This window comes from Roseivirga seohaensis subsp. aquiponti (assembly GCF_001267955.1).
Taxonomy (GTDB): domain Bacteria; phylum Bacteroidota; class Bacteroidia; order Cytophagales; family Cyclobacteriaceae; genus Roseivirga; species Roseivirga seohaensis.
The window spans coordinates 81722-103475 of sequence record NZ_JSVA01000004.1; the positions used below are offsets into that span (position 1 = coordinate 81722).

Genomic DNA, 21754 nt, shown 5'->3' on the forward strand with positions numbered 1-21754 from the left:
CATTAAATTGATTTAAATAAATCAACCGCCCCAAACCCACTCAACTCATTAATAAAGTGGCTTGTGCTAATGTCAAAATAGGTTTTGGTGGTTTTTGAATTTTGGTGGCCAGCCATTTTGGCCACGTATTCCCTAGGGTAACCCTTTGATATTAACAATTCACAAAATGTATGGCGGCCAACCTTGTTATAAAGCACCTTTTCTATTTTGGCCATTGGCCCAATTATTTTGAGTGCTCTATTAAACGCCTGGTCTACAACTGTTGGAAATACTAAAGGAGAATTTTCAGCTTTGTACTTATTTAAAAGCCTTACAGCTTCAGGAAACTTGTACAAAGGAACAATATAGCGGTAGCCATTTTTAAACCTTTCACTAACCAATAATAACCCAGCTTCAGAGTTTATAAAATTTTCGGCCGTCAAACCACGTACATCGCTATAATATAGCCCAGTCAAACACTGAAAGACAAAGAGGTCTCGATGAAGCTCTAAGTATTGTTCTTCCTTTTTCTCGAACTGAAGGTTTACCAATGCTTCAATTTCTGCTATGGTGAGAGCGGTTCTTTTCACCACAGATATTGGTACCTCCAGCTTGACCTCAAAAAACGGGTCACGAATTAAATAATCGTTTTTAAGCGCATGCCTGGCAACCTTTTTGAACGGATCAAAGTACTTGGTTACGGTAGAGCCAACTAAACCTTTGCCCAACAAAAAATCTCTGTACTCCAAAATAAGACCTTCACCAAGCTCCTTAAACTTAATCTTGGGGTTAAACTCGTTAATGTGCTTCCTGAAGGTCTTGTATTTCTTTCGTGTATTCGGAGATTTAAATTTAGTGATCTTCAAATAATGATCGATGTAATCATTGAATGATTCCTTGTCTCCTTTCCTCTCAAAGAATTCAGACAGCTGCCGAAAGGTTACTGGCCGATCGAGAAAATGTAATTTATTCACATACTCCTGAAGCTCGCTCATTCGATCCATAAGCGCTTTGTTGAATAGGTGATTTTGCGGATGGCTATCCTTCACCCATTTATTTTCACGCCCCTGCCAATACTTGGCTTCGAGTTTAGGTAGTTGGGGATCAAAGAAGCGAACCTCCCTATCTATCGTTACTCGTAGGTGAATTGAGTATCGGCCACTCTTTGTTTTTATATAGTTTCGATTGAAGATAGGTTTAAAAGAGACTCCCATAAGTGTGTAACATTTCGGGTAACAATTTACGGGAACTAACAAGACAGGACAAGAGAACTAACACGCCTTAACAGCAAATAAGCCACTGTTTTTCAGTGGCTTATCTCTTGTTTATACTTGTTAGTTATTGTTAAAAGTGATCCCGACAAGAATCGAACTTGTATCTAAAGTTTAGGAAACTTCTATTCTATCCGTTGAACTACGGGACCATTCCCTTTTTTAAGAGGGGCAAAATTAATTAATAATATGTGTCTTTCAAGTAATTTGGAAAGATGGTCATGTGTTGTTTTTTCACCTTTTCGAAAATCACTTCACGCATTTCAGCAATGTTCTCTTTTTGTTCTGCAGAAATAAAAACTACGCTTTCGCCTTCAGCATTTAAGTAGGTTTTTTTCAACCTTTCTAGCGTCATGGGCGGATGTTCCATTTCCTCTTCTATTTCAGGATCTAAAGACTCAACCAATTTGTCAATTTTATTAAAAATAATGATCGTTGGTTTATCAGCCGCACCAAGATCTACCAATGTTTGGTTTACCGTTTCCATCTGATCCTGATAGTAAGGATGTGAAACATCTACGATATGTAAAAGAATATCGGCTTCTCTTACCTCATCCAAAGTAGATTTAAAAGATTCGATCAAATGTGTTGGTAGTTTTCGGATAAAACCTACGGTATCGGACAATAGAAACGGGATATCATCAATAGCCACTTTTCGCACGGTAGAATCTACAGTAGCAAAAAGCTTATTTTCGGCCAATACATCTGCCTTAGTCATTAAACGCATAAGGGTAGATTTACCAACATTGGTATAGCCTACCAAAGCCACACGTACAATATTAGTTCTGGATTTTCGCTGAACTTCGTTCTGTAATTCAATTTTCTCCAGCTTCTTTTTCAGTACGGTAATTTGGTTTCGAATTTGTCTTCTATCCGTTTCAATTTCCTTCTCACCAGCACCACCACGTGTGGCAGTCCCTCCTCTTTGTCTTTCGAGGTGAGTCCACAGTCGTGTAAGCCTAGGTAATAAATACTTAGACCTTGCCAGTTCCACTTGCGTTTTAGCCTGAGCAGTCTGTGCTCTTTTCAAAAATATATCTAGAATAAGTAAACTTCGATCATAAATCTTGATCTGCAATTCTCTCTCTATATTTCTAAGCTGTGAAGGGCTCAAGTCGTCATCAAAAATAATTACCTGTATACCTTCAGCCTTAATATAAGTATGGATTTCCTCAAATTTACCTTTCCCTACAAAAGTTCTTATTTCAGGTTTATCAAGCCGTTGCGTAAACGATTTTTTAACCTCAAGCCCCATTGTATCGGCTAAAAAAGCCAATTCATCTAAATATTCGATTACCTTTTCTTCTGGCTGCTCTCTATTAATCAAAGCCACCAAAACTGCGGTTTCTTTCTCAGTATCAGTTGTTAAATATCCTCCCATAAAGCATCAAAATTACTATTTATCGAAACCATTTCTAAATTCAACTTATAAATCGCTTCATCAAACTAAAAAGTATAAACACCATATAAGGGTATAATAGTTTTGCATAATCTTATGGTTTGATAAGACAGCTTAACGGCTTAAGTTTGAAAGGAATTTTTTACGCAATGAAAATTATAGAAACTGGCTTTGATGGCCTATACGAAATTGAGTCTACTGTATTTGGAGATGACCGAGGGTACTTTTTTGAGTCTTATCGAAAAAAGACCTTTGAAGAGCTCGGAATACATGCAGACTTTGTTCAAGACAATGAATCGTTTTCGGTGAAAGGCACATTACGAGGGCTTCATTTCCAAAGTGAGCCTTATGCACAAGCAAAACTTGTAAGAGTTGCTTTGGGTAAAGTAATGGATGTAGCTGTGGACCTAAGGCCAAATTCGCCAACTTTCGGAAAACACCATACCGTTATTTTAGATGCCAAAAAGCATAACCTGTTTCTAGTTCCTGTTGGTTTTGCGCATGGTTTTTTAGCTTTGGAAGACAGCGTATTTTCATATAAGTGTACCAACTACTACAATAAAGCGTCTGAAGGCGGTATTTTCTGGAACGACCCTGAATTAAATATTGATTGGCAAATAGAAAATCCAATCGTGTCTGAAAAGGATAAACTTTTACCTAATTTTGCAGCGTATAAAAACGCACCTCTATTTTGAGTATACTTTCTTTTCTAAAGCCAAAGGATACTTCTCCAGCTTCCGTTTTGCCAATCAAAACAGATATCCATTCTCATTTAATCCCTGCGATTGATGACGGTGTGCAGTCTATTGAAGAGTCGCTTACGGTTTTGCGCGAAATGGAAGCATTAGGCTATGAGAAGGTAATTACTACTCCGCATTCAATGCCTGGCACTTATGACAACTCGCCCGAGAATATTTATGCGGGGCTGGAAATCATGCGCGAAGCCATCAAAAAAGAGGGCATCAATATTCAATTAGAAGCCGCCACAGAATATTACCTCGATGAATCATTCGTAGAGCTTATAGACTCAGGCGCTCCATTAATGACTTTCGGAAAAAAATACGTTTTGTTTGAGACCCCATTTATGAACATGCCCCCACAGCTAAAAGAGGTCACCTTCAAACTGAGTTTAAAAGGCTACAAACCTGTTTTCGCCCATCCAGAACGTTATTTATACCTTATGCAAAGCGAGTATTTACTGGATGAGTTGATGGACAGAAATATTATTTTACAGCTGAACGTAATTTCCCTAACCGGTTGTTATTCTAAGCCTGTTCAAAAGTTTGCAGAAAAGCTTATCGACATGAAGGCTGTGCAACTTATTGGTACAGACTGCCATAACATAGGGCACATTAACCTTTTGAAAGAGGCAGTAAAAACAAAGTATTTTAAAAAATTAATGAACTTAGATCTTCTAAATAACACCCTTTAGAACTATGGTTTTTGTTACTGGCGCTACTGGCCTGCTCGGTAGCTTTATTTGTAGAGAACTTATTAAAAATGGCCAGTCCATTCGCGCTGTAAAGCGAGAAAGCAGCCAACTGACTTTGATCGAAGATATTGCCGATCAGATTGAGTGGGTGAATGGCGACATGAACGATACCACTTTTCTGCTCGAAGCATTAAATGGGGTTGATGGGGTTATTCACGGAGCGGCTATCATCTCATTCGACAAAAGAGATGAAGACAGAATGTACAAAACCAATGTGCAAGGAACAGCCGATTTGGTAAATGCCTGCTTAAAAGCAGGAGTGAAAAACTTTGTGCAAATAAGTTCAGTAGCCGCTATAGGCAGAAAACCCGGCCAGAAATTTATTGACGAAAAAGATAAATGGGAGGGCACAGAATACGATTCTATTTATGCCCGATCTAAGTACATGCAAGAATTAGAGGTTTGGCGTGGGGCCCAAGAAGGTTTAAATGTAAAAATCGTAAATCCTTCAGTTGTTTTGGGGCCTGGGCTTTGGGGTAGCGGAAGCACCTCCGTTTTTAAATATGCTTACGACAGCAAAACATTTCATCCAGAGGGCACCATCAATTTTGTGGATGTTCGCGATGTAGCCGAAATATGTGTTAAGCTGCTTAACTCAAACATTCAAAATGAAAGGTTCGTACTAAATGCTGGCACAAAAGAATTCAAAGACTTCTTTAAAGAAGTAGCCAGCCGCTTTGGCAAAAAACCACCTACCAAACCAGTACCCTATTGGATGCTCAAAGTAGCTGTAAAATTAGAGTTTATCCGATCTAGAATTATGCGCCAAAGCGCCCTAATCACAAACGATACAGCTAGGCTGTCACGCATGCATTATCACTTCAAAAATGATAAAGTGAAAAAAGCTTTAAACTTTGAGTTTCGCCCTATGAACGAAACCTTAGATTGGAGCGTTAGAGAACTTAAATCTATGCACAACCTTTAAAAAAACACGGTTATAAACAGATCAGGAAAAAAAAGACAGGGCCACATAGTTTGCCATTCATTTATTCCTTACTTTGAATAAACCTTTCGAAAATAGATGCAAGAAGACTATCCTAGCAGAGAAGAGGAACGTGGGCTGATCAAGAAATTCGAAGAGCAACTCAAGCAAAAGACATATAATTTTTTCGATATCACTGAATACGAAACTATTATTCAGTATTATATCGATCACCTTCAGTTTGGTAAGGGCTTAAAAGCATGCAAGCTTGCCATCGATCAATTCCCGTTTTCTCAAGAAATAAGCTTACTAATGTCGCAATGCTACATTGGTAAAGAAAATTATCAAGAAGCCCTTAGGGTAATTGATGAAGCTCAAAATTTGCATCCAAATGATGTGGAGTTAAACACCGTAAAAGGAACTATCTATTCCTTTTTAGGAGAATACGAAAAAGCCGTTGAGCTCTTGCTCAACACGCTAGATTATGCCGAAGATAAATCGGAAGTGTATTATAACATAGGCCTTACCTACCAAACCAATTCAAAATACGAAGAGGCAATTGGTAATTACAAAAAGGCTATCGAGCTAAACTTAAACCACGAAAGCGCACTTTATGAACTTGCCTATTGCCTAGATGTAACTGGCAAGCTGGAAGATAGCGTTGATTACTATAAGCAGTTTATCGATCAGGACCCCTATTCTACCTATGCTTGGTACAATTTGGGAATTGTATTGAATAAGCTAGAACGCTATCAAGAAGCGATAGAAGCTTATGATTACGCCCTAGTAATTGACGACACTTTTTCATCAGCTTGGTTCAATATGGGTAATTCCTATATGAACCTCGATAAGTTTGATGAAGCTCTGGAGGCGTATAAAAATACGCTTACAAATGAAGGGCCATCTGCAGAAACTTATTGCTGCATTGGTACTGCCTATGAAAAACTCGAGCAATACGAGTTGGCCATGAAGTATTACCGAAAATCTACAAAACTAGATCAGTTTTATGAAGATGCTTGGTATGGAATAGGTTGTTGTCTCTCTGAACAAGACAAGTATTATGAGGCCATTCATTTCTTTAACAAAGCACTTAAGCTCGATCCAGAAAATGCCAATTATTGGTTGGCCATAGCCGATGCCGAACAGCATGTGGGTAATGTAGTTTCTAGCTTTGAAGCTTATCAAGAGGCGGCAATGCTCGAACCCAACAACGAAATGATTTGGCTTGATTGGTCGCTTATTTATTATGAGCAAGGCGAACACATTAAAGCCATCGAATTGATTGATAGGGCTTTGGAAGAACTTCCAGAAAATTCTGATTTAATGTACAGAATGGTAGTTTACCAAATATCGGCAGGTAGATACAAAGAAGCCTTTACTTATCTAGAAAATGCTTTAATTTTGGACTTTGAAAATCACGAAGTGCTTTTCGATTTCTTTCCTAAAATTGAAACCCAAAAAGCATTATTTAAGATCATTGATCAGCACCGAAACAAAATTTAAATGCACTACTTTTTAGAGAACGTGCCCGAAAGGACACAAAAACCAAGAGAAAAAGGCTTCACCATGGTAATGGACAAAGGCCTAAGTGTAAGGCAAGCCGAAGATTTTCTTAGCGTAGGAGCTAATCATGTAGACATTATCAAATTAGGCTGGGCTACCTCATATGTTACTGCCAACCTACAAGATAAACTGAATGTATACAGAGCTGCTGGAATTCCCTTTTACTTTGGAGGAACGCTTTTCGAAGCCTTTGCTGTAAGAAACCAATTTGACGATTACAGGAAATTATTAGACAAATTTCAAGTGCCATTTGCCGAGGTTTCTGATGGTTCTGTAGAAATGGATCACGATAAAAAGTGTGAATACATCACTGAACTATCGAAACAAGTTACTGTACTTTCAGAAGTTGGATCTAAAGACGAGGAAAAAATTATTCCTCCGTATAAATGGATCGAGCTGATGCAGAAAGAACTAGACGCTGGTGCTTGGAAGGTAATTGGCGAGGCACGTGAAGGAGGTAATGTTGGCCTTTTCAGGTCAAGCGGAGAGGTTCGTTCAGGCTTGGTTCAAGAAATTCTAACTAAGATTCCTTTTGAAAGAATTATTTGGGAAGCTCCACAAAAAGCGCAACAAGTGTACTTTATTAAGCTGGTGGGCGCCAATGTAAACCTTGGAAATATTGCACCAGAAGAACTAATTCCATTGGAAACAATCCGTTTGGGTTTAAGAGGAGATACTTTCAATCACTTTCTGGATAAATAAGAATGAAGAATATTAAGGAGCTCATTCTTCTCTACTTTAAAGGTATTGCCATGGGAAGTGCCGATGTAGTTCCTGGCGTTTCAGGAGGAACAATTGCTTTCATTACTGGCATTTACGAAACACTATTAAACGCTATTCGCAGTGTCGACCTTCAAGCATTACAATACTTGAAGAAATTTCAAATTAAAGCGCTTTGGAAACACGTTAACGGAAACTTCTTGTTACCGCTTTTGGCCGGAATTGCCACTAGTGTACTTACCTTAGCTAAAGTAATTACCCATTTATTGGCTGAGTACCCTATTCAAGTTTGGTCTTTCTTTTTTGGGCTAATTGTTATTTCGGCCCTTATTATTCTTAGAGAAATTAAACATTGGAATATTGGCGTTTTTGTAGCCATTGCCTTAGGTATTGCTATTGCTTATTTTATTACTTCGGCTACTCCGGCTGAAACCCCTGAATCTTCTTGGTTTTTATTTATAGCTGGAGCAGTAGCTATTTGCGCAATGATATTACCTGGAATTTCTGGGTCATTCATTTTGCTCATTTTCGGAAAATACGAGTTCATTCTCTCGGCTGTTAAAGAGTTTAGAGTTGTAGATATTGCCATTTTTGGCTTGGGCTGTATAATAGGCTTATTAAGCTTTGCCCGTTTGGTAAGTTGGCTTTTCAAAAAATACCACAACATTACAATTGGTGTTTTGTCTGGTTTTATGATTGGTTCACTTAACAAAGTATGGCCGTGGAAAGAGGCCATTGAAACGTATATTGATCGCCATGGCGACTTAAAGCCTTTGGTTCAAGTTAATGTTTTGCCTAACCAGTACTATGGAAAAACTGGTGCCGAACCTTTCTTTTTAGAAGCTATTTTATTTGCTGCTGCGGGCTTTCTTGTTGTATTGGCAATGGATAGGGTTGCAGCTGCACTAAACCCAAAAAATTAAATGCGTAAATTTGGACTGATCGGTTACCCTCTCGGCCATTCATTTTCGAAAAAACACTTCTCAGATAAATTCGAAAAAGAAGGGATTAAGGCCGAATATGAGCTTTATCCTCTCGAAGATATTGAGGAATTTCCTGCCTTAGTAAAAAACACTAAAGGCTTAGAAGGTATTAATGTTACCATTCCATACAAGGAATCGGTAATGAAATTTCTTGATGAAATTGATGAAAAAGCGGCAGCAATTGGCGCAGTAAACACTATCAAAATTCAGAATGGAAAACTGAAGGGTTTCAATACCGATTATTTAGGATTTAAAACTTCGTTGGTAAAGTTTATCGGAGCCAACCCTATGCCCGAAAACGCTTTGATTCTTGGAACAGGTGGAGCTTCAAAAGCCGTTCAAACTACCCTTTCAGACTTAGATATTCAATTCAAACTGGTCTCCCGCAATCCACAAACAGATGAACTTTCATACCAAGACTTCAGCACATCCACACCCCAGCACTCCAACACTTTAACACCTCAGCACCTCAACACATACCAACTCATCATTAATACTACGCCACTCGGCATGGCTCCCAAAACAGACGAACTTCCTGACTTACCTTACCAGCAATTGACATCTGATCATTTCCTATATGATCTGGTGTATAATCCTTTAGTAACAGCATTTATGCAAAAAGGAATTGAAGCCAAATGCTGGGTAAAAAATGGATTGGAAATGCTACACGGCCAAGCGGAAGCCGCATGGGAGATTTGGAATGAGTGAGTTTCTGTTACCGTTAAACTGACCCAAAAAGTTCTGAACTAAAAACAGTTACCAGAGGTTTTTCTTGCTAACTCTTTCCCTTAGTTTTACTCTATGGATTTTAAGATTACCTCTGACTTTGTTCCTACTGGCGACCAACCTGCGGCCATCAAGGCCTTAGCCGAAGGCGTTAATGCAGGCGAGGCCAGCCAAGTACTTTTGGGTGTTACGGGTTCTGGAAAAACCTTTACCATTGCTAACGTTATCCAGGAGGTTCAAAAACCTACTCTAATCTTAAGCCATAACAAAACTTTGGCCGCCCAGCTTTATGGAGAGTTCAAGCAATTCTTTCCAGACAATGCGGTAGAGTATTTTATTTCCTACTACGATTATTATCAGCCAGAAGCCTTTATTCCCGGCAGTAACCTTTATATAGAAAAGGATCTTTCCATAAACGAAGAAATTGAAAAACTGAGACTCAGCGCTACTTCATCTTTACTTACTGGTCGAAGAGATGTAATTGTGGTAGCTTCCGTTTCATGTATTTACGGTATTGGAAACCCAGAAGAGTTTGGTAAAAATGTAATTACGCTACAGGTAGGCGACACGATTTCGCGCAACAAACTCCTCTTTGCTTTTGTAGACATTCTTTATAGCCGAACCGAAGCGGAATTTAAGCGAGGCACATTCCGTGTAAAGGGCGATACGGTAGATATTTTCATTGCTTATGGTGATTTCGCATATCGAATTTACTTCTGGGGCGATGAAATTGAGGCCATTCAAATGATTGACCCTGTTTCTGGAATGAAGATTTCGGACGAAAAAATCATCACTATTTTTCCTGCTAACCTTTTTGTAACAGGAAAAGATGTATTGAACCAAGCCATTCATGAAATTCAGAATGATTTGGTAGAGCGCCTCCACCAGTTTGAAGATGACGGTAAATTTTTAGAGGCCAATCGCCTAAAAGAGCGTACTGAATTTGATCTGGAAATGATGAGGGAATTGGGTTATTGTTCTGGGGTAGAAAATTACTCACGCTATTTCGACAGACGCCAAAGGGGGCAACGGCCTTTCTGTTTGCTCGATTATTTTCCAGAAGACTTTCTAATGGTAATTGACGAAAGCCATGTAACCTTACCGCAGGTGCGTGCCATGTGGGGAGGCGATAGGTCTAGAAAAGAAAACTTGGTGGAATACGGCTTCAGACTACCATCAGCCATGGACAATCGCCCGCTAAAATTTGACGAATTTGAAGGTCTGGCTAAACAAACCATTTACGTAAGTGCTACCCCTGCCGATTATGAGCTCAACCTTACCCAAGGCGAAGTAGTAGAGCAGGTAATTCGTCCAACGGGCTTACTTGATCCTATTATTGAAGTGAGGCCAAGCCCTAACCAAATCGATGATATTCTGGAAGAAATTGATATTAGAGTTAAGAAAGAAGAGCGCGTACTCATTACCACTTTAACCAAAAGAATGGCAGAAGAACTGTCCAAATACTTGGAAAGGGCCAACGTAAAGGTGCGTTATATTCACTCAGAAGTAAGTTCACTGGACCGGGTTGAAATTCTTCGTGAATTAAGGCTAGGCATTTTCGATGTACTGGTAGGCGTAAATTTATTAAGGGAAGGGCTTGATTTGCCAGAGGTTTCATTGGTGGCCATTTTAGATGCCGATAAAGAAGGCTTTTTGCGAAACGAACGCTCTTTGGTGCAAACCATTGGCCGTGCGGCCCGAAACCAAAATGGCATGGTGATTATGTATGCCGACCGAACCACGGTTTCCATGCAGCGCGCTATTGACGAAACCCGAAGAAGAAGGGCGATTCAGCAAGCTTATAATGAGGAACACGGAATTACTCCAACCACCGTCAAGAAATCGAAAGAAGCCATTATGAATCAAACTTCGGTGGCCGATTCCAGAAAACAGAAAAAGAACTACTATGCTGAAAGCGAAAGTGTTTCTGTAGCTGCCGATCCTGTAGTGGCTTATATGGGCAAAGAAGGGCTTGAAAAAATGATTCAGAAAACCCAAAAATCGATGGAAAAGGCTGCCAAAGAACTTGATTTTATTGAGGCTGCCAGATTACGCGATGAACTTGCTGAACTGAAGGAATTACTGAGAAAGAAATAACATTTCCTCCTTTCCTCTGACTCAAAAATATTTCCATTCTCTTTCTGTGACCTTTTGTAAAATCCACGTCATATGGCTCAAACACAGAAAATAAAACATGAAACAGCAAATTATCATTGGAGTATTCATCTTGACATTGTTCAGTTGCTCTAATGAAAAAGAGAAAGAAGTATTGATGAGTGAAAACTCAAGCCTTATTGCCAAAATAGACAGCCTTTCTTTAGAAATAAAAAGTAGTCAAAAAACATCTGCTACTCTATTCAAGGCCATGACATTAATGGATTCAATTGATTTGGGTAGAAAAATGCTCAGAGTAACTTTAGAGAATAGTGATTCTCAAGAAGACTTCATTGCTCATTTAACTGAACTGAAATCTTACATAGCGCAAACCTCTTTGCAGATTTCAAGTTTAGAAAAGTCATTAAAAAACTCGACAACGGCTCAAAACAATTATGCCAATAGCTTAAAAAAGCTAAAGGCAGAGTTTGAGTCGCAAAAGAATGACATTGCTCTGTTAGAGGCTAGATTGGATACAGAAACCAACAACAATCAAAAGTTGGTAGCATTGAATAGTATTCAGGCGGAAACCATCTTGAGCCAAGATGAAATGATTGAAGCAAAAACAATGGAATTAGAACTTTTGGATCAGCAAATTTCAGCCATGAAATCGGCCTTCCAAATTAGTGAGGCAGACTCCTATTTCACCAGAGGCGAGGCTTATGCTCTTGCCGCACAGAGAACAAAATTGGCGCCTAGCAAGAAAAAATCTACCTACAAACAGGCTTTAGAAAATTATCAAAAAGCACTGGAATTGGGTAGAGAAGATGCAAAGCCCAAAATCGATTTGATAGCTAAGAAATTACACTGATAGGTTTTGAATTTTTGTTTGAGAGAAAGGGGTGCCAAAAGCATCCCTTTTTTTGTTTTTTTCGACCCAAACTCTGTTTAATTTGTTGGCATGAACTCCATTTCAGAAGCAGAAAAAGAAGCCCTCAAAAACTACCTTAACCGCTATGTAGTTTTCGATGAAAATGAGTTCGAAATATTCCTAGATCATTTAGAAAAGATCGAGATTAAGAAAAAGAAGTTTCTATTGGAGCCCGATCAAGTTTGTCGCGCTCAATATTTTATTCTTAGTGGCTGTTTAAGAACCTTCTATTTTAATGAAAAGGGCATTGAACAAACCCTTCTTTTTGCCATTGAAAACTGGTGGATTACTGAGCACGATAGTTTTGTGAACGAAAAGCCTTCCCAACATTATATTCAAGCATTAGAAAATGCCGAGCTTCTAAAACTAGATAAAGCCAAAATGGAAGCACTCTGTCTAAAAGTGCCAAAAGTAGAAAGGTTATTTAGGATTATAGCCGAAAAAACATTGATTGCATCTCTTAATCGCTTACAATTGATCTTCAACCTGAGTAGGGAAGAAATGCTCGACAATTTTAATAATGCCACTGGGCCTTTTGCTCAACGAGTACCTCAAAAAATGCTGGCTTCCTATTTGGGCTTCACTCCTGAGTTTTTCAGCATGATTAAAGCTAAGAAAAAGAAGAAGGGAGAGTGAAAATCTATTTTCTTAAACTGGTTTAAGTATTAGCCAGCTCACCGTTGCGAGATTTGTGTTATCACAAAACGCTAGAAATTATGCAACGATTTTCACATTCAGAATTACCCAATGGTTTGTATGCAGCAGCCATGGGCGTAGAAACTTACTTAAGCAATTGTGGCTTAGACCATGGACTCCTAGAGTTAATGAGGTTCAGAATTTCTCAAATTAACCATTGTGTATACTGTTTGGATATGCATTACAAAGAAGCTATTGCCGCTGGCGAAACAGAACTCAAGCTCTATTCAATTTCGGCATGGAGAGAAGCTCCATATTATTCTAATAAAGAAAGGGCGGTATTAAGCTATGCGGAAAAACTAACACTGCTGAGTCAGAATGAAGTAAGTGATGAGGATATTGAAAACTTGGGAAAATTTTTCTCCAGAAAAGAGATTGCTAACCTTACCTTAGCCATTGCTCAGATCAATACATGGAATAGACTGATGGATGCTTTTAGGTTTGAACCTGGAAAACACCGAGTAAACCAAAAATAGTATGAAAGCACACTGGATAAAAGTATTCTTGAGGCTAGCCTTAAGCATGGCATTCCTTTCCGCAGTAGCCGACAGGTTTGGGTTTTGGCCTGCAGAAATTTCAACTTGGGGAAATATGGAGGCTTTTTTGGCTTATACAGAAAGTATGGTTCCATGGGCACCCGAAAGTTTAGTGCCCTTTATGGGTTGGAGCGCCACTATTCTAGAAGTCATATTTGCAATATTTCTTATCCTAGGTTTTAAAACCAAGCTTACTGCTCAATTGAGTGGTGCTCTGCTTCTGGTTTTTGGGTTATCCATGGTCTTTTCGTTTGGCCTAAAAGCCCCGCTTGACTATTCAGTGTTTTCAGCCGCTGCTGCTGCATTTGGGCTTTCTTTAATCAAAAAACCCTTTCTAGAAATAGATCAATTAACTGAGAAAAAGTAAAAGGTTTCAACTTGTTCGCCATTTAAAAACAAAGGGTAGCAGAGATCGCTACCCTTTCTTATATTATCGATTTAATTGCCAGTCTATGAACAATCCTCAACTCGATCTCGATTTTGTTAGAAGTTACTTCCCTGCACTTAGCAGTGGTTTTGTCTATATGGATAACGCAGGTGGTTCTCAAACCCTAAAACCTGTTGTGGAAAGAATTTCTGAATACCTGCTGAACTACGATGTACAGCACGGAGCTTCTTATGAAATTTCGCGCCTAGCGGGAGAGAAAGTGGCCTTTGCTACTCAAGAAATGGCCAAGCTTGTGAATGCCAAAGACCCAAAAGAAATCGTGATGGGGCATTCCTCCACCATGATGTTCAGGCTTTTGAGCCTAACGCTTTCAAAAGCATGGAAAGCTGGAGACGAGGTAATCACCACCAATTCCGAACATGAATCTAACTGTTCTCCTTGGATGGATTTACAAGAAAAAGGTATTGTAGTGAAAATTTGGGAGGTAAATCCTGATAGCCTAGAATTTGAAATTGAAGACTTAAAGCAATTGCTTTCTGCCAAAACGAAACTGGTGACCATGGTGCATGCCTCCAATATTTTAGGCACTATTAATCCAATTGCCGAAGTAGCCAAAGTGGTGCATCAAGCAGGTGCCTTATTCTGTGTGGATGGCGTTGCCCTGGCCCCTCATCGTTTGGTAGATGTGCAGGCTTTGGATGTCGATTTTTATGTATTCAGTTGCTATAAAGTGTATGGACCCCATTGCGCTTTGATGTATGGAAAACTAGAAATTCTGGAGGCTATGGCAGGAATTAACCACTACTTTATTAAAGAAGTACCCTACAAACTTCAGCCTGGCAATAAGAATTTTGAACTGACCTACAGCATGGCTGGGCTTACGGAATATTTGAGAGATGTTCACGACCATCATTATCCAAATGACACCAAGACAGATGACCAATTGAAATTTCAGAAAAGCTTCGATTTGTTTGCCGCCCATGAAGAAGCGCTGGCCAATCGTTTTATTGATTTCCTAAAGACTAAAGACGCGGTCACCATCCTTGGTGTGCAAAATGGGGATCAGAAAAGAAGAGTGTCCACCATTGCCTTTCATCATGATACTTTAAAGAGCGAAGCCATTGTTAAGCAAGTTGACCCGCACAGTATCGGTATTCGATTCGGTGATTTCTATGCCAAAAAATTGGTGCAATCCCTCAGCTTAGAAGCCAAAGGCGGCCCAGTACGCGTCAGTTTTGTGCATTACAATACAATGGAAGAAGTGGATAGATTGATTGGGGTTTTGGGTAAGGTTTTGTAACAACTGATTGCCATTAAATCAAATTAATAGGGTTTTAAGGTGTCGAATTCGACTCCTTTTACTTTGAAAATGACCTTCAAACAGATTGTAGCCTTGAAATGAATAAATCGCAGAATTACATAAACTTTCGAATTCTTCTTATTTTTAACTTATGAAAATCAGAAACAAATTAAGAAACAGTCTGATTAGAAAAATTCAGATGCTTTCCACGGATAAACTTACCGAGTTAAGTAAAGAGTTGAATAAAATTGAAAGTAAATTCAAATCAAAAGAAGAAACCCTAAAGCTAGCTGGCTCTTGGAGTGATTTAAGTGAAGACCTATTTTCTGACCTTACAGAAGACCTTCATGCCAGGAGGAGTAACGACCGTCAAATTTTATGACAGAGTGTTTAGTCGATACTGATATACTATCCTTTTATTTTCGAGGTGAGCCTAATGTTTTTCGGGAGTTCACTGAGCACCTAAAAGAATACGATCAAATCAACGTATCAATCATTACCTATTTTGAAATTATTGGAGGTCTTAAATTCAAAAATGCTCAGAAGCAACTCAATGATTTCGAAGAATTTGTAAGCAATAATACAATTATTCATTTATCAGAGGAGTCTGCCAGAATTTCTGGAGGTAAATATGCTGAACTTAGGCAGTCAGGTATTACTATTGGAACATCCGACCTCCTCATTGCTGGAATTGCAATCGAAAATGATCTTACATTAGTGACAAATAATGAAAAACACTATGCTCCAATAAATGGCCTGAATATTGAAAATTGGAGACTTTAGCCAAATCAAAAAAACCACCCCTTTGCAGAGGTGGTTTTGAATTCATCAAGATTTTAGAATCTTACTTTCCTTCGTTGTATCTTCTGGTTACTTCGTCCCAGTTAATTACGTTAAAGAAAGCACTAATATAATCAGGTCTTCTGTTTTGGTAGTTCAAGTAATAAGCGTGCTCCCAAACATCAAGCCCTAAAATTGGTTTTCCACCACAGCCTACATTTGGCATCATTGGGTTGTCTTGGTTAGGAGAAGAGCAAACTTCTACTTTGCCTCCTGGGTGAACACAAAGCCAAGCCCAACCAGAACCAAATCTTGTCGCTGCTGCTTTTGAGAAAGCATCTTTAAAGCCATCGAAAGAACCAAAAGCTGAATCGATTGCTGCGGCTAAATCGCCAGAAGGCTTACCTCCACCATTTGGAGACATTACTTTCCAAAAAAGATCGTGGTTATAATAACCACCACCGTTATTTCTTACTGCTGCATTGTCCATATGATTGGCCAAAAGCTCTTCAATACTTTTGCCCTCCATTTCAGTACCTTCAATTGCTGCATTCAGGTTGTTAGTATAACCTGCATGATGTTTATCGTGATGAATTTCCATCGTTCTTGCATCTACGTGCGGTTCAAGCGCGTCAAATGCATATGGTAAATCTGGAAGTTTAAATGCCATGTTTATTTATGATTATATGTTGAACAAAAATTTATGGTCTCAATTTAGCGAAAAACGATTTCATAAGCGCTTCGCTCTCTAAAGCTAACAAGCCACCTACCACTTCTGTTTTAGGATGTAGCAAGTTTCTGTCATGAATACTGTATCCTCTTCGAATATCCTTGGCTCCGTATACCAATTTGCCAAGTTGCGCCCAATATTGAGCTCCAGCACACATGACGCAAGGCTCTAACGTAACATACAAAGTACACTCTTTTAAGTATTTTGCCCCCAAATAATTAAAGGCCGAAGTAAGTGCCAGCATTTCTGCATGGGCAGTAACATCATTCAGCTGCTCCGTTTGATTATACGCTCGGGCAATAATTCGTTTTTCAGCGACTACCACCGCCCCAACAGGTACTTCTCCCCTGTCGAAAGCCATTTGGGCTTGCTTTAAAGCCTCACCCATGAAAAACTCGTCTTTATGTACTGATAGTTCCAAAGTTCAAACGTTTTATTTACCCAACAGGCCATTGAAAGCGAAAATCTTTTTAGAATAAGCAAAGATTAAAAGTCTCTTTCGATTGAAGCCTAATATTAGCCCCATTTGCTAAAACAATTACTAAATTTGCGGCTCAATTTTACGAAAGCATACCATGTTAAGAACGCATACCTGTGGCGAATTAAGAGAAAGCAATTGCAACGAGCAAGTTACACTTTGTGGTTGGGTACAGCGGTCGCGCGATAAAGGCGGCCTTATGTGGACCGACTTAAGAGACCGATACGGAATTACTCAGCTTTCTTTTGAAGAAGGAAGTACACCTGCCGAAGTGTTGGAAACAGCCAGAAAACTAGGGCGCGAATTCGTTGTGAAAGCAACAGGAACCGTGGTGGAACGCTATTCTAAAAACGATAACATTCCTACAGGAGGCATCGAAATTAAAGTAGAAAGCCTAGAAATTTTGAATGGCTCAAAGGTTCCTCCTTTCATTATTGAAGACGACACCGATGGAGGTGAAGAACTCAGAATGAAATACCGCTATTTGGATTTACGAAGAAACGAAGTGCGCAGCAAACTGCAATTGCGTTCTAAACTGGCCATGGCTGTTCGTAATTACTTAGCCGAACAAGACTTTATTGAGGTTGAAACGCCTGTTTTGATCAAGTCTACGCCAGAAGGAGCCCGTGATTTTGTGGTGCCTTCTAGAATGAATCAAGGCGAATTTTATGCGCTGCCTCAATCGCCACAAACCTTTAAGCAATTGCTGATGGTTTCTGGTTTCGACAGGTATTTCCAAATCGTAAAATGCTTTAGAGATGAAGACCTTAGGGCCGATCGTCAGCCTGAGTTTACTCAAATAGACTGCGAAATGTCTTTCGTAAATCAAGAAGACATTCTGAATACATTCGAAGGCATGACCCGCCATATGTTCTCTGCCGTAAGAGGTGTAGAATTGGGCGACTTCCCTCACATGACTTATGCCGATGCCATGCGCAAATACGGCAACGACAAACCCGACATCCGTTTTGGGATGGAGTTTGTTGAACTGAACGAGCTAGCACAAAACAAAGGTTTTAGCATTTTCGATCAGGCAGAATTGGTGGTTGGAATTTGTGCCGAAGGTTGTGCCGAATACACCCGCAAGCAGTTAGACGCCCTGACTGATTTCGTGAAAAGACCACAAATTGGTGCCAAGGGATTGGTGTATGTAAAATGCAATGCCGATGGCACTTTCAAATCTTCAGTAGATAAATTTTATTCTGAAGAAGACTTAAAGGCTTGGGCAGATAAAGCTGGAGCAAAAGCTGGCGACTTAATTTTAGTACTTAGCGGAACCGCAAACGAAACCCGTAAACAAATGAGCGAATTGCGTTTGCACATGGGTAAAGAATTGGGCTTACGCGATAAAAATACTTTTCAGCCACTTTGGGTAATCGATTTCCCTCTATTGGAATGGGATGAAGAAACCGAGCGCTTCCACGCCATGCACCACCCATTCACTTCGCCAAAAGCGGAAGACATGGCTTTGCTCGATACCGACCCCGGAAAAGTAAGGGCCAATGCTTACGATTTAGTCATTAACGGTGTTGAAATTGGTGGTGGTTCAATCAGAATTCACGACAGAGCAACGCAGCAGCTGATGTTTAAACACTTAGGTTTTACTGAGGAAGAAGCCAAAGCCCAGTTCGGCTTTTTAATGGACGCTTTCGAATATGGTGCACCTCCACACGGTGGGATTGCCTTTGGTTTCGATCGACTGTGCGCCATGTTTGGTGGTTCAGACAGCATCAGAGATTACATTGCCTTCCCTAAAAACACTTCGGGCAGAGATGTAATGATTGATTCGCCTTCTACTATTGATGAAGCACAACTCAAAGAGTTAGGTATAAACCTGAGATAAGCCGTTTACTTAAAGTTTAGTTTTAAGATTTGGCCGTAGCGTTAAATTCGTAAATTCGGGCGCGTCTAAAAACTGATGAAAACCAAGCTTACAAAAAAATTCTACATGCGTATTAGCCTAGTGGTAGCCCTGCTACTCTGGCTAATCATGACGCTGTTGGATGTTTTGCAGGTTTTGGCCTTCAGAAGCGATGTCGATTTAGGTATTTCCCCTGTCGTCCCTGTCCTTATTATGGACTTCTTTTTTGTTTTCCTGGTGCTGTATTACCGCCTTAGAATCACAAGATTAGAAAGCACAGACTTTATAGATTACCTCTGGCGAGTGTTTGCTATAGGCTTGGTAGCCACATTGGTTTCCGTTGCTATTGGACTATTCAACAGCTCTATTGCCGATTCTGCACTTTCCAAAAACCCATTCTTAGAGGAGGTACTTTTTAGCCTCAGGTTTGGGATGGTTTCTGTTTTTCTAATTTCCACTTTTACTGTATGGAAAAAGCTTATTCTCTACCAAAAATCTAAAAGATTGGTGTTATGGTGGAATGTGTTCGAAGGAATCGTGTTGCTTTCCATATTTTTCGACCTCACAGGTGCAGAACTTCAAACCAGTGATTTGTTCAAAGTTCTATTCGGAATAATTACGCTAATGGCCCTTATTCTATCGGCCAACTTAAAGTGGGTAGCTTACCTAAATTTTAAGCAAAAGTGGAAAAGCATTTTGCTCATTTTACTGATTACGATTTACCTTGGCTATTTCTTTACCTCAATTTATGTGCCCGGTGAGGACACAATGGATAATCTAAAATCCATTGATAACCTCTTTGTTATTTCGTTGTTTGTGTTCTTGCTTTTTTATAGCATTTTCTCACTTCTCGTAATTCTTTTCAACCTTCCTACCTCATCTGTTTTTGAGAAGAAAATGGAGGAGGCCATTAACTTCCAGCGCTTAAGCCAATCTATTCAACAAGGAGAGAACGAAAACCAAATTTTCGATATTCTATTAACCAGCTCAATGAGTGCGGTATACGCTGATGCAGGATGGTTAGAAATCAATCGGAACAAGCAAGAAACTGAAGAGTTAGAAGTCAGAAGAAAAAATCTGAGCCCTACAAACCGACTGGAGGTAATAGAACAAATCAAAACAAGTAAGCAAAAATCGGTACTTAAAAACCCGCTTTCAAAGGCCACAGAGCAAGACCAAACTTTAGTTGTTTTCAAGAAATCCAATTTCAGGTCAGTTCTTATTGTTCCTTTAGTAATTCAAGAAAAAGTGGCAGGCCACATGTATTTGCTTAACGAACTTAGCGATGGCTTTAACAAAGAGATGATTAACATCATCAATACTTTTGCCAGCCAAGCGAGCATTTCTATTGAAAACTTCCGCCTTTTGGGCGAAGCGTTAGAAAACGAACGATATAAAAAAGAGCTCAACATTGCCAAAAAAGTACAGCGAGCACTTTTGCCCGAGAACTTAGATCACGATTCTTGTTTCCAGATTCATGCTTATACTCAGGCTCCAGATGAAGTTGGGGGTGATTATTATGATACCTTTAAGCTGAGCGATCATAAGTTTGTTGTGGTTATTGGAGATGTTTCTGGAAAAGGAACCTCAGCCGCTTTCCACATGTCGCAAATGAAGGGCATTTTTCAAAGCTTGGTTCAGTTAGATCTTGCCCCCGATGAGTTTTTGGTAAAGGCCAACAAAGCCTTGAGTGGCTGTTTAGAGAAAACCTCATTCATCACACTTTCCTATTTTGTGATTGATACCGAGCGTAGATCGGTTGAATATTCTAGGGCTGGCCATTGCCCAACGCTCTTCTATTCTAGCCAAAACGCAAGTGCCGAATTTCTTGAAAATAAGGGTTTAGGGTTGGGAATTTTACGTAACGACAGTTTTAAAAACTATGTATTCGTTAATAGAATGACTTTCCAAAAAGATGACATCATAGTATTATACACCGATGGCATTTCTGAAGCTTCCAATCATTCTGGAGAGGAATTTGGATACGAGAGGATGAAAAAAATATTGACCGAAAATGCCAAATACGATGCGGTTTCAATTCAAAAAACATTTATTAAAAAGCTCTTTGAGTTTTGCGAGGATAAAAATTTAAATGATGACTACACTATGGTGGTGATCAAGTTCAAATAAAGAACGTATAAAAGCTTATGTTAGAAATTGTACAGACCAATGAAAACAATTATATCTCCATTACCGTAACAGGAGATGCAGATGCCAGTTCTTCCATAAAGTTGGACAAGGGGCTTCGCTCGGCTTTTGACGAAAGCCATAGTAATATCATAGTAGATTGCACTAACCTTAACTATATTTCTTCTGCTGGGCTGGGCGTATTCATGTCCTACATCGAAGAAATTAATCAAACCAATACCACCTTTATTATTTACGGCCTATCCGAAAAAGTGCTCAAAGTTTTTGGCATACTCGGCTTAGACCAATTGCTTATAATTAGAAAAACAAAAGAAGAAGCTTTAGCGGAAATAAATGGCTTATAGTTTTAACATACCTTACAGCAAAAACAAACTCAGGTTAATGCGGAAATTTGTAACCAAAGTGTTACATGAGCATTCTGTGCCTGATATTGAAACCAATATGATGGTGTTGGCAGTGGATGAGGTATGTGCAAACATTATTATCCATGGCCAATGTTCAGACCTTGAGGATTACGTCAAAATTTCCATCAGCTTTAATAAAGAAGGTGTTTGGTTTGATATTATCGACAAAGGTGCTGCCTTCGACATTATAAAATACAACGAACCTATTTTGGGCGATTTAATCCGTACCAAACAAAAGGGAGGTGTAGGCATTATGTTGGTGAAGAAAATCATGGACAAAATAGAATTTGATTCAAGCCCGAATCAAAACACCTTGCGCTTGTTCAAAAATGTGACTTTCGAAAAGTAACCCT

Annotated in this window: 23 protein-coding genes and 1 tRNA gene; 19 read left to right on the forward strand and 5 right to left on the reverse strand. The window is 39.3% G+C overall.

Annotated features, from left to right (window positions below; genetic code table 11):
• Window positions 1-2 precede the first annotated feature (2 nt).
• From OB69_RS02765 to hflX, 3 genes are all read right to left on the reverse strand, one after another.
• Complete coding sequence (locus tag OB69_RS02765) at window positions 3-1193, reverse strand: site-specific integrase (RefSeq protein WP_053222169.1); 1191 nt, start codon at window positions 1191-1193, stop codon at window positions 3-5.
• A 137-nt stretch (window positions 1194-1330) separates the two neighbouring features.
• Window positions 1331-1402 (reverse strand) — tRNA-Arg (locus OB69_RS02770).
• Window positions 1403-1431: 29 nt separating this feature from the next.
• On the reverse strand, window positions 1432-2631 hold the full coding sequence (gene hflX / locus OB69_RS02775; RefSeq protein WP_053222170.1) for a GTPase HflX: 1200 nt from the start codon (window positions 2629-2631) through the stop codon (window positions 1432-1434).
• A 167-nt stretch (window positions 2632-2798) separates the two neighbouring features.
• Between hflX and rfbC the strand changes: the two genes are divergently transcribed.
• From rfbC to OB69_RS02850, 15 genes are all read left to right on the forward strand, one after another.
• A complete protein-coding gene (gene rfbC / locus OB69_RS02780) occupies window positions 2799-3344 on the forward strand; it encodes a dTDP-4-dehydrorhamnose 3,5-epimerase (RefSeq protein ID WP_053222425.1) in 546 nt (181 codons plus the stop codon).
• Window positions 3341-4081, forward strand: coding sequence for a tyrosine-protein phosphatase (locus OB69_RS02785; protein ID WP_071426688.1), 741 nt, complete (start codon window positions 3341-3343; stop codon window positions 4079-4081). The genes rfbC and OB69_RS02785 overlap by 4 nt, the downstream gene beginning before the upstream one ends.
• 4 nt (window positions 4082-4085) lie before the next feature.
• Window positions 4086-5066 (forward strand): SDR family NAD(P)-dependent oxidoreductase, encoded by a 981-nt coding sequence (locus OB69_RS02790; protein ID WP_053222171.1) that lies wholly within the window; start codon window positions 4086-4088, stop codon window positions 5064-5066.
• Window positions 5067-5162: 96 nt separating this feature from the next.
• Window positions 5163-6566, forward strand: coding sequence for a tetratricopeptide repeat protein (locus OB69_RS02795; RefSeq protein WP_053222172.1), 1404 nt, complete (start codon window positions 5163-5165; stop codon window positions 6564-6566).
• Window positions 6567-7328 (forward strand): phosphosulfolactate synthase, encoded by a 762-nt coding sequence (locus OB69_RS02800; protein WP_053222173.1) that lies wholly within the window; start codon window positions 6567-6569, stop codon window positions 7326-7328.
• A 2-nt stretch (window positions 7329-7330) separates the two neighbouring features.
• Complete coding sequence (locus tag OB69_RS02805) at window positions 7331-8269, forward strand: DUF368 domain-containing protein (protein WP_053222174.1); 939 nt, start codon at window positions 7331-7333, stop codon at window positions 8267-8269.
• A complete protein-coding gene (locus OB69_RS02810; RefSeq protein ID WP_053222175.1) occupies window positions 8270-9037 on the forward strand; it encodes a shikimate dehydrogenase family protein in 768 nt (255 codons plus the stop codon). It begins immediately after the preceding gene.
• Between the two features lie 93 nt (window positions 9038-9130).
• A complete protein-coding gene (uvrB, locus tag OB69_RS02815; RefSeq protein ID WP_053222176.1) occupies window positions 9131-11152 on the forward strand; it encodes an excinuclease ABC subunit UvrB in 2022 nt (673 codons plus the stop codon).
• A 97-nt stretch (window positions 11153-11249) separates the two neighbouring features.
• Entirely contained in the window at window positions 11250-12020 is a 771-nt protein-coding gene (locus OB69_RS02820) for a hypothetical protein (RefSeq protein ID WP_053222177.1), read from the forward strand.
• A 90-nt stretch (window positions 12021-12110) separates the two neighbouring features.
• The gene (locus tag OB69_RS02825) at window positions 12111-12716 is read left to right on the forward strand and encodes a Crp/Fnr family transcriptional regulator (RefSeq protein WP_053222178.1); all 606 of its coding nucleotides are present in this window, start codon (window positions 12111-12113) and stop codon (window positions 12714-12716) included.
• A gap of 80 nt (window positions 12717-12796) precedes the next feature.
• Window positions 12797-13252 carry a carboxymuconolactone decarboxylase family protein gene (locus OB69_RS02830; protein WP_053222179.1) on the forward strand — a complete coding sequence of 152 codons (456 nt, stop codon included), beginning with the start codon at window positions 12797-12799 and terminating at the stop codon, window positions 13250-13252.
• Between the two features lies 1 nt (window position 13253).
• A complete protein-coding gene (locus tag OB69_RS02835; protein ID WP_053222180.1) occupies window positions 13254-13679 on the forward strand; it encodes a DoxX family protein in 426 nt (141 codons plus the stop codon).
• A gap of 85 nt (window positions 13680-13764) precedes the next feature.
• Window positions 13765-15000 carry a cysteine desulfurase-like protein gene (locus OB69_RS02840; protein WP_053222181.1) on the forward strand — a complete coding sequence of 412 codons (1236 nt, stop codon included), beginning with the start codon at window positions 13765-13767 and terminating at the stop codon, window positions 14998-15000.
• A 151-nt stretch (window positions 15001-15151) separates the two neighbouring features.
• The gene (locus OB69_RS02845; protein WP_053222182.1) at window positions 15152-15382 is read left to right on the forward strand and encodes a hypothetical protein; all 231 of its coding nucleotides are present in this window, start codon (window positions 15152-15154) and stop codon (window positions 15380-15382) included.
• The gene (locus tag OB69_RS02850; protein WP_053222183.1) at window positions 15379-15783 is read left to right on the forward strand and encodes a type II toxin-antitoxin system VapC family toxin; all 405 of its coding nucleotides are present in this window, start codon (window positions 15379-15381) and stop codon (window positions 15781-15783) included. Before OB69_RS02845 ends, OB69_RS02850 begins: the two co-directional genes overlap by 4 nt.
• 61 nt (window positions 15784-15844) lie before the next feature.
• On the opposite strand, the gene OB69_RS02855 is transcribed toward OB69_RS02850, so the two are convergent.
• The gene (locus OB69_RS02855) at window positions 15845-16450 is read right to left on the reverse strand and encodes a superoxide dismutase (RefSeq protein WP_053222184.1); all 606 of its coding nucleotides are present in this window, start codon (window positions 16448-16450) and stop codon (window positions 15845-15847) included.
• A gap of 31 nt (window positions 16451-16481) precedes the next feature.
• Window positions 16482-16931, reverse strand: a complete 450-nt coding sequence (locus OB69_RS02860) for a nucleoside deaminase (RefSeq protein WP_245620770.1) — start codon at window positions 16929-16931, stop codon at window positions 16482-16484.
• 154 nt (window positions 16932-17085) lie between these two features.
• Here OB69_RS02860 and aspS point away from each other — a divergent pair, with 154 nt between their 5' ends.
• The 4 genes from aspS (at window position 17086) to OB69_RS02880 (ending at window position 21750) form a co-directional block, all read left to right on the forward strand.
• Window positions 17086-18831 carry an aspartate--tRNA ligase gene (gene aspS / locus OB69_RS02865; RefSeq protein WP_053222186.1) on the forward strand — a complete coding sequence of 582 codons (1746 nt, stop codon included), beginning with the start codon at window positions 17086-17088 and terminating at the stop codon, window positions 18829-18831.
• Between the two features lie 105 nt (window positions 18832-18936).
• Window positions 18937-20979, forward strand: coding sequence for a GAF domain-containing SpoIIE family protein phosphatase (locus OB69_RS02870; RefSeq protein WP_071426699.1), 2043 nt, complete (start codon window positions 18937-18939; stop codon window positions 20977-20979).
• 17 nt (window positions 20980-20996) lie between these two features.
• On the forward strand, window positions 20997-21341 hold the full coding sequence (locus OB69_RS02875) for an STAS domain-containing protein (RefSeq protein ID WP_053222188.1): 345 nt from the start codon (window positions 20997-20999) through the stop codon (window positions 21339-21341).
• Window positions 21331-21750, forward strand: a complete 420-nt coding sequence (locus tag OB69_RS02880) for an ATP-binding protein (protein ID WP_071387068.1) — start codon at window positions 21331-21333, stop codon at window positions 21748-21750. The genes OB69_RS02875 and OB69_RS02880 overlap by 11 nt, the downstream gene beginning before the upstream one ends.
• The last annotated feature ends 4 nt before the right edge of the window (window positions 21751-21754 follow it).

What these genes read in the sequence shown, in the direction of transcription:
- OB69_RS02765 (WP_053222169.1), bottom strand. Translation starts at nt 1,193, where the DNA reads ATGGGAGTCTCTTTTAAACCTATCTTCAATCGAAACTATATAAAAACA.
- hflX (WP_053222170.1), bottom strand. Translation starts at nt 2,631, where the DNA reads ATGGGAGGATATTTAACAACTGATACTGAGAAAGAAACCGCAGTTTTG.
- rfbC (WP_053222425.1), top strand. Translation starts at nt 2,799, where the DNA reads ATGAAAATTATAGAAACTGGCTTTGATGGCCTATACGAAATTGAGTCT.
- OB69_RS02790 (WP_053222171.1), top strand. Translation starts at nt 4,086, where the DNA reads ATGGTTTTTGTTACTGGCGCTACTGGCCTGCTCGGTAGCTTTATTTGT.
- OB69_RS02795 (WP_053222172.1), top strand. Translation starts at nt 5,163, where the DNA reads ATGCAAGAAGACTATCCTAGCAGAGAAGAGGAACGTGGGCTGATCAAG.
- OB69_RS02800 (WP_053222173.1), top strand. Translation starts at nt 6,567, where the DNA reads ATGCACTACTTTTTAGAGAACGTGCCCGAAAGGACACAAAAACCAAGA.
- OB69_RS02805 (WP_053222174.1), top strand. Translation starts at nt 7,331, where the DNA reads ATGAAGAATATTAAGGAGCTCATTCTTCTCTACTTTAAAGGTATTGCC.
- OB69_RS02810 (WP_053222175.1), top strand. Translation starts at nt 8,270, where the DNA reads ATGCGTAAATTTGGACTGATCGGTTACCCTCTCGGCCATTCATTTTCG.
- uvrB (WP_053222176.1), top strand. Translation starts at nt 9,131, where the DNA reads ATGGATTTTAAGATTACCTCTGACTTTGTTCCTACTGGCGACCAACCT.
- OB69_RS02820 (WP_053222177.1), top strand. Translation starts at nt 11,250, where the DNA reads ATGAAACAGCAAATTATCATTGGAGTATTCATCTTGACATTGTTCAGT.
- OB69_RS02825 (WP_053222178.1), top strand. Translation starts at nt 12,111, where the DNA reads ATGAACTCCATTTCAGAAGCAGAAAAAGAAGCCCTCAAAAACTACCTT.
- OB69_RS02830 (WP_053222179.1), top strand. Translation starts at nt 12,797, where the DNA reads ATGCAACGATTTTCACATTCAGAATTACCCAATGGTTTGTATGCAGCA.
- OB69_RS02835 (WP_053222180.1), top strand. Translation starts at nt 13,254, where the DNA reads ATGAAAGCACACTGGATAAAAGTATTCTTGAGGCTAGCCTTAAGCATG.
- OB69_RS02840 (WP_053222181.1), top strand. Translation starts at nt 13,765, where the DNA reads ATGAACAATCCTCAACTCGATCTCGATTTTGTTAGAAGTTACTTCCCT.
- OB69_RS02845 (WP_053222182.1), top strand. Translation starts at nt 15,152, where the DNA reads ATGAAAATCAGAAACAAATTAAGAAACAGTCTGATTAGAAAAATTCAG.
- OB69_RS02850 (WP_053222183.1), top strand. Translation starts at nt 15,379, where the DNA reads ATGACAGAGTGTTTAGTCGATACTGATATACTATCCTTTTATTTTCGA.
- OB69_RS02855 (WP_053222184.1), bottom strand. Translation starts at nt 16,450, where the DNA reads ATGGCATTTAAACTTCCAGATTTACCATATGCATTTGACGCGCTTGAA.
- aspS (WP_053222186.1), top strand. Translation starts at nt 17,086, where the DNA reads ATGTTAAGAACGCATACCTGTGGCGAATTAAGAGAAAGCAATTGCAAC.
- OB69_RS02870 (WP_071426699.1), top strand. Translation starts at nt 18,937, where the DNA reads ATGCGTATTAGCCTAGTGGTAGCCCTGCTACTCTGGCTAATCATGACG.
- OB69_RS02875 (WP_053222188.1), top strand. Translation starts at nt 20,997, where the DNA reads ATGTTAGAAATTGTACAGACCAATGAAAACAATTATATCTCCATTACC.
- OB69_RS02880 (WP_071387068.1), top strand. Translation starts at nt 21,331, where the DNA reads ATGGCTTATAGTTTTAACATACCTTACAGCAAAAACAAACTCAGGTTA.